Annotated in this window: 12 protein-coding genes and 1 pseudogene; 6 read left to right on the forward strand and 7 right to left on the reverse strand. The window is 72.9% G+C overall.

All coding sequences use genetic code 11. The features are described 5' to 3' along the window. The 3 genes from ACZ7LY_RS28290 (at position 1) to pssA (ending at position 2,884) form a co-directional block, all read left to right on the forward strand. On the forward strand, positions 1-1,206 hold the full coding sequence (locus ACZ7LY_RS28290; RefSeq protein WP_471627564.1) for an acyl-CoA dehydrogenase family protein: 1,206 nt from the start codon (positions 1-3) through the stop codon (positions 1,204-1,206). 183 nt (positions 1,207-1,389) lie between these two features. Next, positions 1,390-2,046, forward strand: coding sequence for a phosphatidylserine decarboxylase (locus ACZ7LY_RS28295; protein WP_471627565.1), 657 nt, complete (start codon positions 1,390-1,392; stop codon positions 2,044-2,046). 55 nt (positions 2,047-2,101) lie between these two features. Beyond that, positions 2,102-2,884 (forward strand): CDP-diacylglycerol--serine O-phosphatidyltransferase, encoded by a 783-nt coding sequence (gene pssA, locus ACZ7LY_RS28300; RefSeq protein WP_051127192.1) that lies wholly within the window; start codon positions 2,102-2,104, stop codon positions 2,882-2,884. 68 nt (positions 2,885-2,952) lie between these two features. Here the strand turns inward: pssA and ACZ7LY_RS28305 are convergent, their stop codons facing one another. The 3 genes and pseudogenes from ACZ7LY_RS28305 to ACZ7LY_RS28315 all read right to left on the reverse strand — a co-directional run bounded on the left by ACZ7LY_RS28305 (position 2,953) and on the right by ACZ7LY_RS28315 (position 5,181). Then, positions 2,953-3,417 carry a class I SAM-dependent methyltransferase gene (locus ACZ7LY_RS28305; protein ID WP_471627566.1) on the reverse strand — a complete coding sequence of 155 codons (465 nt, stop codon included), beginning with the start codon at positions 3,415-3,417 and terminating at the stop codon, positions 2,953-2,955. A 129-nt stretch (positions 3,418-3,546) separates the two neighbouring features. Beyond that, positions 3,547-3,834: pseudogene (locus ACZ7LY_RS28310) on the reverse strand (SAM-dependent methyltransferase); the annotation flags it as partial. A gap of 195 nt (positions 3,835-4,029) precedes the next feature. After that, positions 4,030-5,181 carry a glycerate kinase gene (locus tag ACZ7LY_RS28315; RefSeq protein ID WP_471627567.1) on the reverse strand — a complete coding sequence of 384 codons (1,152 nt, stop codon included), beginning with the start codon at positions 5,179-5,181 and terminating at the stop codon, positions 4,030-4,032. A gap of 157 nt (positions 5,182-5,338) precedes the next feature. Here ACZ7LY_RS28315 and ACZ7LY_RS28320 point away from each other — a divergent pair, with 157 nt between their 5' ends. The 3 genes from ACZ7LY_RS28320 to ACZ7LY_RS28330 are packed head-to-tail and all read left to right on the forward strand — an operon-like array spanning position 5,339 to position 8,357. Then, positions 5,339-7,039: a BCCT family transporter gene (locus ACZ7LY_RS28320; protein ID WP_471627568.1), complete on the forward strand. Its 1,701-nt coding sequence runs from the start codon at positions 5,339-5,341 to the stop codon at positions 7,037-7,039. Between the two features lie 35 nt (positions 7,040-7,074). Then, entirely contained in the window at positions 7,075-7,599 is a 525-nt protein-coding gene (locus ACZ7LY_RS28325; RefSeq protein ID WP_471627569.1) for an NUDIX domain-containing protein, read from the forward strand. A gap of 14 nt (positions 7,600-7,613) precedes the next feature. Next, on the forward strand, positions 7,614-8,357 hold the full coding sequence (locus tag ACZ7LY_RS28330) for an SIR2 family NAD-dependent protein deacylase (RefSeq protein ID WP_471627570.1): 744 nt from the start codon (positions 7,614-7,616) through the stop codon (positions 8,355-8,357). Between the two features lie 8 nt (positions 8,358-8,365). On the opposite strand, the gene ACZ7LY_RS28335 is transcribed toward ACZ7LY_RS28330, so the two are convergent. The 4 genes from ACZ7LY_RS28335 to ACZ7LY_RS28350 form a co-directional block, all read right to left on the reverse strand. After that, positions 8,366-8,914, reverse strand: coding sequence for a methylated-DNA--[protein]-cysteine S-methyltransferase (locus tag ACZ7LY_RS28335; protein WP_471627611.1), 549 nt, complete (start codon positions 8,912-8,914; stop codon positions 8,366-8,368). A gap of 39 nt (positions 8,915-8,953) precedes the next feature. Beyond that, positions 8,954-10,420, reverse strand: a complete 1,467-nt coding sequence (locus ACZ7LY_RS28340) for a DNA-3-methyladenine glycosylase 2 family protein (RefSeq protein ID WP_471627571.1) — start codon at positions 10,418-10,420, stop codon at positions 8,954-8,956. A gap of 62 nt (positions 10,421-10,482) precedes the next feature. Beyond that, positions 10,483-11,013 (reverse strand): O-acetyl-ADP-ribose deacetylase, encoded by a 531-nt coding sequence (locus ACZ7LY_RS28345; protein WP_471627572.1) that lies wholly within the window; start codon positions 11,011-11,013, stop codon positions 10,483-10,485. Further along, positions 11,010-12,431 carry a phytoene desaturase family protein gene (locus tag ACZ7LY_RS28350; protein ID WP_471627612.1) on the reverse strand — a complete coding sequence of 474 codons (1,422 nt, stop codon included), beginning with the start codon at positions 12,429-12,431 and terminating at the stop codon, positions 11,010-11,012. Before ACZ7LY_RS28350 ends, ACZ7LY_RS28345 begins: the two co-directional genes overlap by 4 nt. Between the last annotated feature and the right edge of the window lie 479 nt (positions 12,432-12,910).

Genomic DNA, 12,910 nt, shown 5'->3' on the forward strand with positions numbered 1-12,910 from the left:
ATGAGCCGACTCGCCCAGACCCACGGCCTGACGGACGTGCAGCAGGAGATCCTGTCCACCGTCCGGGACTTCGTGGACAAGGAGATCATCCCGGTAGCGACCGAGCTGGAGCACCGCGACGAGTACCCGCAAGCGATCGTCGACGGGCTGAAGGAACTGGGCCTGTTCGGGCTGATGATCCCCGAGGAGTACGGGGGTCTGGGCGAGTCGCTGCTGACGTACGCGCTGTGCGTGGAGGAGATCGCGCGCGGCTGGATGTCGGTCTCCGGCATCATCAACACGCACTTCATCGTGGCGTACATGCTCAAGCAGCACGGCACCCAGGAGCAGAAGGACCACTTCCTGCCGCGGATGGCGCTCGGCGAGGTGCGCGGCGCGTTCTCGATGTCGGAGCCGGGGCTCGGCTCGGACGTGTCGGCGATCACGTCGAAGGCGGTCAGGGACGGCGACGAGTACGTCTTGAACGGTCAGAAGATGTGGCTGACGAACGGTGGTACGTCAACGCTTGTGGCGGTTCTCACGCGGAGTGATGAAGGTCATCCCGAGGGCACCGCGCCGCATCGCTCGATGACGACGTTCCTGGTCGAGAAGGAACCGGGCTTCGGTGAGGTCCGTCCGGGCCTGACCATCCCCGGGAAGATCGACAAAATGGGGTACAAGGGCGTCGACACGACCGAACTGGTCATGGACGACCTGCGTATTCCAGCCAATCGTGTGCTCGGCGGCGAAACCGGCCGCGGCTTTTACCAAATGATGGACGGTGTCGAGGTCGGGCGCGTGAATGTCGCGGCGCGTGGCTGTGGCGTCGCACAGCGTGCTTTCGAACTGGGCGTCGCTTACGCCCAGCAACGTCACACTTTCGGAAAGCCCATCGCCCAGCACCAGGCCATTCAGTTCAAGCTGGCCGAGATGGCTACCAAGGTCGAGGCCGCCCATGCGATGATGGTGAATGCGGCACGCAAAAAGGACTCCGGGGAGCGAAACGACCTCGAAGCGGGGATGGCCAAGTACCTGGCCTCCGAATACTGCAAGGAAGTCGTGGAGGACGCGTTCCGTATCCATGGTGGATACGGGTTCTCGAAGGAGTACGAGATCGAGCGCCTGTACCGCGAGGCGCCGATGCTGTTGATCGGCGAAGGCACCGCCGAGATCCAGAAAATGATCATTGGCCGCCGGCTGCTCGAAGAGTATCGAGCCCAGGGCTGAGACTGGGCGAGATGTCCTGTTCGGGGTGTTTTCTCCGCGAAGAAGATCACACCCCGTCAGCACTCTTCGGCCGCTGACTCGGCTTCCTGGCTTGCCCAGTTGTGGCTCGCAACCGATAGCATCCCCGGAAAAGCCGCCGTCCCCCCGTAACCAGCGCGGCCTCATCCGCTACGAAGGTCATCCATGCCCCACAGCCAAACCTCTGCACCACGCGACGGCTTCCTCGGTGGTCGCCTTGCGCGCGGAGCATCGCCGTGGCTCCTTCCGACCGTGGCCACGGCCGCGTACAGCCTGGCCCGTTCGCGCCGTTCCAAGAAGGCAGCAGCACTCGCCGTCCCGACCACCGCTCTGGCGGCCGGCATGCTGTGGTTCTTCCGCGACCCCGAGCGCGAGATCGCCACCGGCCGGGTCATCTCCCCGGCCGACGGCGTGGTGCAGAGCATCATGCCGTGGAAGGACGGCCGGACGCGCGTCGCCATCTTCATGAGCCCGCTGAACGTCCACGTCAACCGGGCGCCGCTGGCCGGCACCGTGACGTCCGTCGAGCACATCCCCGGCGGTTTCGTTCCGGCGTTCAACAAGGAGAGCGAGAACAACGAGCGCGTCGTCTGGCACTTCGACACCGAACTCGGTGACATCGAGATGATCCAGATCGCCGGCGCGGTCGCCCGCCGCATCGTGCCGTACATCCCGCAGGGCACGAAGGTGGAGCAGGGCGAGCGGATCGGCCTGATCCGCTTCGGTTCGCGCGTGGACATCTATCTGCCCGAGGGCGTCGAGGCCGACGTCGAGGTCGGGCAGAAGACGGTGGCTGGGGTGACTCGCATTGACCGTGACTGATCACGAGACCCAGACCTGGGCCACCGAGGCCGACGGCGCCGACGAGGCGGAGGAGATGCCGCTCTCACTGCGCCTGTCGATAGCGGACACCCTCACCCTGGGCAACGCGACGTGCGGCTTCATGGCGGTCTACTTCACGACGACCGGCATCCTGATCCCGCACATCCAGGGCAGCAACGACTCGGGCATGGCGCGGCACTCCGCCGCGACCGCCGTGATCCTGATGCTGGCCGCCGCGATCTTCGACCTGTTCGACGGTCTCGTCGCCCGCAAGCTGCGGTCGTCGCCGATGGGCGCGGAGCTGGACAACCTCTCCGACCTCATCAGCTTCGGCCTCGCCCCCGCGTACTTCGTGCTCGTGTACGGCATGGTCGCCGACGACGCGCACCAGAGAGTGGCGGCGGTGGGGGCCATCGTCGTGTTGCTGGCGGTGGTGCTGCGGCTCGCGCGGTTCTCGTGCGTGACGGTGAAGGACGGCACCTTCCAGGGCATGCCGTCGCCGTTCGGCGCGCTGACGGTCGTCTCGATCGTGCTGCTGGAGCTGCCGTTCGTCGCCACGCTGCTGGCCATCATCGGGACGGCGTGGCTGATGGTGAGCCGCGTGGAGTACCCGAAGCCGCGCGGCCGGCTCGCCGTCGCCATGCTGTCGTGGATCGTGCTGAGCATGGGCCTGCTGGCCGCCTGGGCGTTCGACGCCCCCGGCGGGCAGCTCCTGCTCCAGACGGGCTGCGCGTTGCAGCTCGTCCTCGGCGCGGTCATCCCCCTGTTCGCCACGGCCCGCCGGGTGAACAACTTCCGCGACAACCGGCGCGAGGCGCGTGCGGCGCAGCTTCCGTAGCCCGCCTCCAGACGCCCGCGAAGGGCCCGAACCACACGGTTCGGGCCCTTCGCGCGTTCCGGGTCCACTCAGGGCGCGGGGCGCCGGAACAGGGCCGTGAGCAGATACGGCACGCCGTACGTGTCCGCGTCCTCGCCCTGTTCCCGCATGGGCCGCACCTCGACGGGCTCCAGACCGGCGAAGAGGTGGCGCAGTTCGCCGGGCGTGAAGGCGAGCCCGCCCTCCAGGTCGCCCTTGCGGTAGACGTCCGCGTCGCTCGTGCGGGAGCCCTCGCTGTCCTGCGCGAAGCAGACCACGGCGAAGTGGCCGCCGGGCGCGAGGACGCGGTCCACGAGGTCGAGGTAGCGCAGGCGGCGGTGGGGCGTGAGGTGGTGCAGGCAGCCCGAGTCGTAGACGAGGTCGTAGGCGCCGGTCTCCAGGGCGGGGCCTTCGCCCGGCGCGGCGAGGAGGTCGCCGTGCAGCAGGCGCAGTGCCGTACCGGCCTGCTCGGCGCGCTCGCGGGCCCAGGCGAGGGCGGTCGCGGAGAGGTCCACGGCGTCCACGGTGTAGCCGTGACGGGCTAGGGCCTTTCCTTCGGGTCAGGCCGGATCAGGGCGCGGGCTCTGGTGCCGTGCATCGCAAGGCGGAGGAGGGCGTCATGGCGGAGCCATGGCAACCGACGACAACGCCGCGAGGTGCGGTGCCAGAGCCCGCGACCCCGGCATGATCCGAAGGACAGGCCCTAGGCGCAGGGCGTTGCGGCCGGGTCCGCAGCCGAGGTCGAGGGCGCGTCCCGGGCGGGCCAGGGCGCCGCCGGGGGCGAGATGGGCGACCAGGTTCTCGTCGGGCTTGTCGACGAAGAACGGGACGCTCTTGTGCCGGTCGGCGTAGAACCGGTCCCACCAGTCGGCGCCGCCCGACTCCGGGAAGAGGGCGTCGAGCGCCCGGTACAGATCCTCCGCGTCCCGCACCCACCGTGCCGTCACCGCGTTCCCGCCCCTCCCGCCGGCCGGCCTCCAACCTACCGGCGCGGGGGCCCGTTCCCAGGGCCCGGCGGGGACCGGATCAAGCCGAATCCCGCCGGGCGCGGGGCCCAGCGCCTCTGGGCGCAGCGCTCAGCGCTCAGCGCTCAGCGCTCAGGACCTCAGCGCTCAGGGCTCAGGGCCTCAGGCGAGGAAGTCCTCGGCGATCCGCTGCGCGACCTGCTCCAGGATGGGCCCCGCGTCGGAGATGCAACGGGCCACGTCCGGCTCGACGTCGGTCAGCGGGTACGCGCGCCTGATCCCGGCCCGCCCCAGCTCCTCCGGGGGCAGGGCGAGCCGCCCGCACACCGCGACGACCTCGACGCCCGCGGCCCGCGCCGCCGACGCCACTCCGGCCGGGGCCTTGCCGTGCAGGGTCTGCGCGTCGAGCGAGCCCTCGCCGGTGACGACGAGCGTGGCGCGGGCGAGCGCGGGGGCGAAGCCGAGGACGTCGAGCATGACCTCGATGCCGGCGCGGAAGCTCGCGCCGAGGCCGACGAGGGCCCCGTAGCCGATGCCGCCGGCCGCTCCGGCACCCGGCGACTGCGCGTACTCCAGGGCCCTCGGCCCCACGGAGTCGGCGAGGACCCGCGCGAAGTGGTCGAGTGCGGCGTCGAGCTCGGCCACGTCCGCCTCGCTCGCGCCCTTCTGCGGGCCGTAGACGGCGGGGGCGCCCTTCGGCCCGGTGAGCGGGTTGTCGACGTCGCTGGCGAGGACGATGTCGACGTCCTTCAGGCGCGGGTCGAGCCCCGACAGGTCGGCGGAGGCGAGCTGGGCGAGCGGGCCGCCGCCGGGGCCGACCGGCTTGCCGTCCGCGTCGAGGAACCGCGCGCCGAGCGCGGCGAGCATCCCGGCGCCGCCGTCGGTGGTGGCGCTGCCGCCGACACCGAAGACGATGGAGCGGGCCCCGGCGTCGAGGGCGGCGGCGATGACCTCGCCGGAGCCGTACGTGGTCGAGGTGAGCGGCGCGAAGACGCCCTCGGGCAGCAGTTGCAGGCCGGATGCCTCGGCCATCTCGACGACGGCGGTGCCCTCGCGCAGCGCGTACGCGGCGGTGACGGGCTCGCCGAGCGGGCCGGTCACCCGCACCTCGCGGCGTTCGAACCCGGCCGCGACGGCGGCGGCCACCGTGCCGTCCCCGCCGTCCGCGACGGGCACGGACTCGACCGTGACGTCGGGTGCCACCCGGTGCAGGCCGGCCGTCACACGCTGTGCGACCTGCACCGCGGTGAGCGAGCCCTTGAACTTGTCCGCCGCGATCAACACGTGCCGCGCGGCCTGTGCAGCGTCCGCCACCTTGCTCTCCCCTTGCTGTTCGGGCCTTGCTCGCGTCAAGGCAGTCGCGCCGCTGCGACCTTAACCGCAGGAAGGGGCCCCTGCCCATGGCCGTCCGGCTCGCGGGACGGCGTGGCCCGCCGAAAATTGCCGCTATTACAGGCCATAGTGGGGCGCCATGAGCACGGAAACGATCGATCAAAGTGCCTCGGAGGGTCCGGGGCCCTCCCTGCCGGGCGAGGACGACACCCCCGATCGCGCGGTCGTCGGGATCGGCGTGGTCGCGGTCCTGGCCGTGGTCGCGTGGGCGGCACTCGGGCGGACGTCGTTCGAGAGCGCGTCGGGCACGGCACTGGCCTGGGTGCTGAACAACTTCGCCTGGCTGTTCGTGATCGCGGCGGACGTCTTCCTCGTCCTGTGCGTCCTGCTCGCCCTCAGCCGCTTCGGCCGCATCCGGCTCGGCGCCGACGACTCCGAGCCGGAGTTCACCAACCTGGCCTGGATCGCCATGATGTTCAGCGCCGGCATGGGCATCGGCCTGATGTTCTACGGCGTCGGCGAGCCCCTCACCCACTATCTGAACCCGCCCCCGGCCGGCGGCGCGCAGCCGCGTACGGGCGGGGCGGCGCTGGTGGCGATGGAGTACTCGTTCTTCCACTGGACGCTGACACCGTGGGCGATCTACGGCATCGCGGGCCTCGCGCTCGCCTACGCGGGCTTTCGCAAGGGGCGGGGCAACCGGCTCAGTTCGGTGTTCGTGCCGCTGATCGGCGAGCGCAGGGCGGCGGGCTGGCCGGGGCGCGTGATCGATCTGCTGGCGGTGTTCGCCACCGTCTTCGGCACGGCGACCAGCCTCGGCGTCGGCGCGCTCCAGGTGGCGACCGGTCTTGAGCTGACGACGGGCCTCGACAACACGACGACCGTGCAGCTGATCATCATCGTGGCGCTCGGCGCCGCGTTCGTCGGCTCGGCGTTCTCCGGGCTGCACAAGGGCGTGAAGTGGCTGAGCACGTCGAACATCGTGCTGGCGGCCTGCCTGATGCTGTTCGTGTTCGTGCTCGGCCCGACGGTGTACATCCTCGACGCGATCCCGGCGAGCGTCGGTGGCTACCTGCACCAGTTGCTGCCGATGGCGACGCGCACGGGCGCGTTCACCGACCCGAAGTGGCTCGGCACGTGGACGGTCTTCTACTGGGCGTGGTGGCTGTCGTGGGCGCCGTTCGTCGGCACGTTCATCGCGCGGATCTCGCACGGCCGGCGCATCCGCGAGTTCCTGATCGGGGTGCTGCTGGTGCCGAGCGGCGCGACCGTCGTCTGGTTCTGCGTGATGGGCGGCACCGGCATCCGCCTCGACGCGACGGGCAAGGTCGACATGGCCGCGCAGGTCTCCAAGGGCGCCGAGGCGTCCCTGTTCGCCATGCTGGACGCGCTGCCCGCGGGCACGGTCACGTCGTGGATCGCCATGATCCTCGTGATGACGTACTTCGTGACGAGCGCCGACTCGGCGTCCCTCGTCATGGGCTCGCTGACCAGCCGGGGCGCGCTGCATCCGCGTACCTGGCTGGTGGTGACGTGGGGCGTGCTGATGGCGGCGGTCGCGGCGGTGCTGCTGCTGGCGGGCGGCCTCGACTCGTTGCAGAGCGCGACGATCCTCGTGGCGCTGCCGTTCGTCCTCGTCATGCTGGCGCTGTGCTGGGCGCTGCTCAAGGAGCTGCGCGAGGACCCGGGGGCGGGCCCCGCGCGCGGGCACGCGCTGCACGGCCTGCGGGACGCGGTGCGCACGATGGTCGGGGACGCGCTGACCGAGCAGGGTCCTGGCGGCGCCCGCCACCACCGGCTGCGCCGGGCCGCCAAGTCCCGTACGCAGGACGAGGAATGAGCCACGGGCGGCGCCGCTGTCGTTAGGCTGGAGCGATGAGCAGCCAAGACTACGCCGCGTACGTGGCCGGGCTGCCCCGTGTGGTCTGCGGGGCAGCGGTCCTGTTCCGGGACGCCGCCGGACATGTCCTGCTGGTCGAGCCCGATTACCGGCCGGACTGGGTGCTGCCCGGCGGCACGGTGGAGTCGGACACCGGGGAGACGCCCCGGCAGGGGGCGTACCGCGAGACGCTGGAGGAGATCGGGCTCGACGTGCCGCCGGGGCGGCTCCTCGCGGTGGACTGGACGCCCGCGAAGCCGCCCCGGCCGCCGCTGGTGGTGTACCTGTACGACGGTGGCGTGCTGGAGCCCGAGCAGCTCGCGCGGATCGAGGTGCAGGAGGGCGAGCTGCTGTCGTGGCGGCTCGTGGCCCCGGACGACCTCGGCACGTACCTGCCGCCGGCGTCGGAGCGTGGCGTGCGGGCGGCGCTCGACGCCCTCGCGGCGGGCGCCGGCGCGGTGGAGCTGGAGGACGGTTTCCCCGGGGTCCGCTCCCCCGCCGCCGACCTGGCGGGCGGCTGACCTACGCTCGCGTCATGACCGCCTCGCCCTCCGCTCCCCCGCTGGTCGCCGTCCTGACCGGCGCCGGCATCAGCACCGACTCCGGCATCCCGGACTACCGCGGCCCGGCCGGGCTGTGGCGCACGGACCCGGACGCGGAGCGGCTCGTCACGTACGGGCCGTACATGGCGGACCCTGAGGTCCGGCGCCGCTCGTGGCGGATGCGGTACGAGACGGCCGCCGTCGCGGCGCGGCCGAACGCGGCGCACGAGGCGATCACCGCGCTCGACCGGTCGGGCGTCCCGGTGCGGGTCCTCACGCAGAACGTCGACGGGCTGCACCAGGACGCGGGGCTGCCCGCCCGTAAGGTGCTCGAACTGCACGGCTCCGCACGGCGGTTCACGTGTACGGGCTGCGGCGCGGGCGGCCCGGTCGAGAACGTCTTCGCGCGCCTCGACGCGGGTGAGGACGATCCGGCGTGCCCGGTCTGCGGGGGCGTGCTGAAGCCGGCGACCGTCATGTTCGGGCAGGAGCTGGATCCGCTGGTGCTGGGGCAGGCCGTCGCGGTGGCGAAGGCGTGCCAGGTGTTCTTCGCGGTCGGCTCCAGCCTCCAGGTGCACCCGGCGGCGGGCCTGGTGGGGCTCGCCGCCGAGCACGGCGCGCGGCTGGTCGTGGTGAACGCCGAGCCGACCCCGTACGACGAGCTGGCCGACGAGGTCGTGCGCGAACCCATCGGGGCGGCGCTGCCCCGGCTGCTCGGCGCGCTCGCCGGGGGCTGACCGCCGGTTCAGTCGAAGAGGGTGCCGGGGGCGGCCGGGGCGTGGGCGCGTTCGAAGGCAAGCAGGCGGCGCTTGCGGTCGAGGCCGCCGCCGTAGCCGGTGAGGCTGCCGTCGGCGCCGACGACGCGGTGGCAGGGCACGATGACGCCCACGGGGTTCTTGCCGTTGGCGAGGCCGACGGCCCGGGAGGCGGCCGGGTTGCCCAGCTCCCTCGCCAACTCCCCGTAGCTGCGCGTCTGTCCGTACGGGATCTGCCGCAGCCGCTCCCACACGGCGCGCTGGAACGGGGTGCCGCGCAGGTTCAGCGGCAGGTCGAACTCCCGTACCGTGCCCCGGAAGTAGGCGTCGAGCTGGTCGAGGGCTGCGCCGAAGGGGCGCTCGTCGCGCGGGCCGAACGTCTCCTCGGCGGGGCGGTGGCGCTGCCCGCTCATGTAGAGGCCGCACAGGACGCCGTCGGCGGCGACGAGGGTGAGCGGTCCGTAGGGGCTGTCGGTGACGGTGTGCCGGATGTCGGCGGCCGGCGCGGGCACGGCCGGCGAGGCGGGCAGGGCGGTCATGGCACTCCTGGCACTCATGGCACTCATGGCGGAAACTCCTTACGCGGGAAGGACGTTGATGGGGTGGTCGTCGGTCGCCCACAGGTACTGAGTGGCGTACGCGCGCCAGGGGCGCCAGGCGGCGGCCCGCGCGGTGAGCGCGGCCGGGGTGTGCGGAAGCCCGAGCGCGCGGGCGGCGCGGCGCATGCCGAGGTCGGTGGGGAGGAAGGCGTCGGGGTCGCCGAGGGCGCGCATGGCGATGGCCTCGACGGTCCAGGGCCCGAAGCCGGGCAGGGCGGCGAGGCGGGCGCGGGCCTCCTGCCAGTCGGTCTCGGGGCCGAGGACGAGCCGCCCGTCGGCCAGGTGCGCGACGAGGGTGGTGAGGGTGGTGCGGCGGCTCGCGGGCAGGGCGAGCGCGGCCGGGTCGAGTGCGGCGAGGGCGGCGGGGTCGGGGAAGAGGTGGGTGAGTCCGCCCTCGGGGTCCTCGACGGGCTCGCCGTGGGCGAGGACGAGGCGGGCGGCGTGGGTGCGGGCGGCGGCCGTGGAGACCTGCTGCCCGAGCACGGCCCGCACGGCGAACTCCGCCTCGTCGACCGTGCGCGGCACCCGGCGTCCGGGCGCCTTGTCGACGAGCGGGGCGAGCAGCGGGTCGGCGCGCAGCCGGTCGTCGACGGCGTCGGGATCGGCGTCGAGGTCGAGGAGCCTGCGGCAGCGGCTGATGGCGACGGTGAGGTCGCGGTGGTCGGTGAGGGCGAGCCGGCAGCCGATGTGCCGTTCACCCGGGGTGAGGGTCACGATGCCGTGCCCGTACGGGAGGCGGAGCGTGCGCCGGTAGGAGCCCGCGCGCCACTCCTCGACGCCGGGCACGGCGGTGGCGGCGAGGTGCCCGAAGAGGTTGTCGGGGTTCAGGGGCGCGCGGAACGGCAGGCGCAGGGTGAGCGCGCCGGGGGCGGCGCTCGCCCGGTGCGGGGCGCGGGCGCGCAGGTCGCCGGGGGCGAGGGCGAAGACCTCGCGGACGGTGTCGTTGAAGGTGCGCACCGAGGAGAAGCCGGCGGCGAAGGCGATGTCCGCCATGGTCATGTCGGTGGTCTCGATGAGCAGGCGTGCGGTCTGGGCGCGCTGGGCGCGGGCGAGGGCGAGGGGGCCCGCGCCGAGTTCGGCGCGCAGCGCGCGTTCGATCTGGCGGGCGCTGTAGCCGAGGCGGCGGGCGAGGCCGGGCACCCCGTCACGGTCCACGACGCCGTCGGCGATCAGGCGCATGGCGCGGGCGGTGAGGTCGGCGCGCTGGTTCCACTGCGGGGAGCCGGGGGTGGTGTCGGGGCGGCAGCGCTTGCAGGCGCGGTAGCCGGCCTGCTGGCAGGCGGCGGCGCTCGGGTAGAAGACCATGTTGCGGGGCTTCGGCGGGACGACCGGGCAGCCGGGCCGGCAGTAGATCCGGGTGGTGACGACGGCGGTGAAGAAGACGCCGTCGAAACGGCTGTCCTTGGCCTGCACGGCCCGTACGCAACGCTCGGTGTCGGTGTGCATGCCTCAAGCATCGGCCATGGTGAGGGAACCGGCTGGCGGAAATCCGACATCATGGTCGGCGTTCAGCGCGCGGCGAGTGCCTGGGTGAACGCGGCTTCGGCCCGCTCGTCGAAGACGACGAACCGGACCTCCTCGACCGTGCGCGGGGCGGCGGCGCGGACGGTGGCGACGGCGATCCGCGCGCCGTCGTCGAGCGGCCAGCCGTAGACGCCGGTGGAGATCGCGGGGAAGGCGACGGTGCGGGCGCCGAGCTGGTCGGCGACCTTCAGCGACTCCCGGTAGCAGGAGGCCAGCAGGTCGGAGCGGTCCTCGTCGGCGGACCAGCGCGGGCCCACGGTGTGGATGACGTGCCGGGCGGGCAGCCGGCCGGCGGTCGTGGCGACGGCGCGGCCGGCGCGCAGGCCCTTGCCGTAGTGGGCGGCGCGCAGTCTGCGGCACGCGGCGAGGATCTCGGGGCCGCCGGCGCGGTGGATCGCGCCGTCCACTCCGCCGCCGCCGAGGAGCGAGGAGTTCGCCGCGTTGACCACGGCGTCGACGTGCTGGGCGGTGATGTCGCCCCGGACGAGGACCAGGCGGGGTCCTCCGGTGCTCATGACGCCGCCCGCAGCCTGCGCCAGACGGCCTTCGCCGCGTTGTGCCCGGACATGCCGTGGACGCCGGGGCCCGGGGGCGTGGCCGAGGAACAGAGGAAGACCGCCGGGTGCGGGGTGGTGTACGGGGACAGGGTCAGCCGGGGCCGCAGCAGCAGTTGCAGTCCGCTGGCGGCTCCGCAGGCGATGTCGCCGCCCACGTAGTTCGCGTTGCGTGCGGCGAGCTGGGGCGGGCCGGTGACCGCGCGGGCGAGCACGGCGTCCTTGAACCCCGGGGCGAAACGTTCCAGTTGGCGCTCGATGGCGTCGGTGAGGTCGCCCTCCCAGCCGTTCGGCACGTGTCCGTACACCCAGAAGGTGTGCTTGCCCTCGGGGGCGCGGGTCGGGTCGGCGAGGGTGGGCTGCACGGTGATGAGGAACGGCTGCTCGGGTGCCCGGCCGCCCCGGGAGGCGCTGCGCAGCGCGGTGTCGATGTCGCGCGCGTACGGGCCGATCTGGACGGTGCCGGCGCGCCTCGCCTCTTCCGCGGTCCAGGGGACGGGCGCGTCGAGCGCGTAGTCGATCTTGAAGACGCTCGCGCCGTAACGGAAGCGGTCGTAGTAGCCGCCGAGGCCGGCGATCCGGGCGAGGGCGGTGGGTGAGGTGTCGAAGACGTAGGCGCGGGCGGGCGGCAGGTCGTCGAGCCGCTTGACCTCGAAGTCGGTGTACAGGGTGCCGCCGAGGTCCGCGAAGTACGCGGCGAGCGCGTCGGAGACGGCCTGGGAGCCGCCGCGGGCCAGCGGCCAGCCGCGCGCGTGGGCGCTGAGCGCGAAGACGAGGCCGATCGCGCTGGTGGCGAGGCCGTCGAGCGGGGCGATGGTGTGGGCGACGAGCCCGGCGAACAGGGCGCGGGCCCGCTCGTCGCGGAACCGGCGCAGGAGCAGGCTCGCGGGTGGCAGTCCCGCGAGGCCGAACCGGGCGAGGCCCACCGGGTCGCGGGGCAGGGAGCTGGCCGGCAACGACATGAAGTCCCGTACGAGCGTGTCCCAGCGGGGCAGCAGGGGCTCGACCAGGCGGCGGTACGTGCCCGCGTCGCGGGGGCCGAAGGAGGCGGCGGTCTCGCCCACGGAGCGGGAGAGCACGGCCGCGGTGCCGTCCGGGAACGGGTGGGCCATCGGCAGGTCCGGCTGGACCCACTCCAGGCCGTACCGCTCCAGCGGCATCGCGCGGAACGCCGGGGAGTTGATCCCGAGGGGGTGGGAGGCGGAGCAGGGGTCGTGGCGGAAGCCGGGCAGGGTCAGTTCTTCGGTGCGGGCGCCTCCGCCGATGGTGCGGTCCGCTTCGAAGAGGGCTACGGAGAAGCCGCGGCGGGCCAGCTCGACGGCTGCGGTCAGCCCGTTGGGGCCCGCGCCCACCACGACCGCGTCGAACATCGCCGGCACCATGGAACTCCCTCGTAACCCGTTGGCCTCCGCCCAGCATATGCACCCCGAATCCCAGCCCCGTACCCCGCTCCTCAATCGCCGGAGAGGCTGGAAGTTCGACGCTGAGGCCAGCCCCCTCAGGGGCGCGGGCACGCTGCCGCGAGAAGGGGACGCTGAGGTCAGCCCCATAAGGGGCGCGGGGAACTGCGCGAGAAGCCCCACCGGGGCTGCACCCGAGGCACAACGTGCACTGACCCGGCGCTGGGGTGCCGCCTTGCCCACCCTGCCGCCCTGGGGGTCCCCCCGGACGAAGTCTGGGGGAGGCAGATTGCCCACGGCGGCGGGGGCGGCGCCTAAAAGGCACCCGGGGTTGCAGCCCCGTCAGGGGCGCGGGGAACTGCGCGCTCGGCCACGACGCACCCGGCACTCTGGGGCGCTGCCCCAGACCCCGCTCCTCAAGCGCCGGAGGGGCTGGGAGTTGGCGTTGAGGCCAGCCC

This window comes from Streptomyces sp. NPDC107550, from assembly GCF_055639095.1.

Excerpts from the sequence above, each read along its gene's own strand:
- ACZ7LY_RS28330 (WP_471627570.1), top strand. The coding sequence starts at position 7,614 with ATGACCGCCTCGCCCTCCGCTCCCCCGCTGGTCGCCGTCCTGACCGGC.
- ACZ7LY_RS28325 (WP_471627569.1), top strand. The coding sequence starts at position 7,075 with ATGAGCAGCCAAGACTACGCCGCGTACGTGGCCGGGCTGCCCCGTGTG.
- ACZ7LY_RS28290 (WP_471627564.1), top strand. The coding sequence starts at position 1 with ATGAGCCGACTCGCCCAGACCCACGGCCTGACGGACGTGCAGCAGGAG.
- ACZ7LY_RS28295 (WP_471627565.1), top strand. The coding sequence starts at position 1,390 with ATGCCCCACAGCCAAACCTCTGCACCACGCGACGGCTTCCTCGGTGGT.
- ACZ7LY_RS28340 (WP_471627571.1), bottom strand. The coding sequence starts at position 10,420 with ATGCACACCGACACCGAGCGTTGCGTACGGGCCGTGCAGGCCAAGGAC.
- ACZ7LY_RS28335 (WP_471627611.1), bottom strand. The coding sequence starts at position 8,914 with ATGACCGCCCTGCCCGCCTCGCCGGCCGTGCCCGCGCCGGCCGCCGAC.
- ACZ7LY_RS28345 (WP_471627572.1), bottom strand. The coding sequence starts at position 11,013 with ATGAGCACCGGAGGACCCCGCCTGGTCCTCGTCCGGGGCGACATCACC.
- pssA (WP_051127192.1), top strand. The coding sequence starts at position 2,102 with ATGCCGCTCTCACTGCGCCTGTCGATAGCGGACACCCTCACCCTGGGC.
- ACZ7LY_RS28320 (WP_471627568.1), top strand. The coding sequence starts at position 5,339 with ATGAGCACGGAAACGATCGATCAAAGTGCCTCGGAGGGTCCGGGGCCC.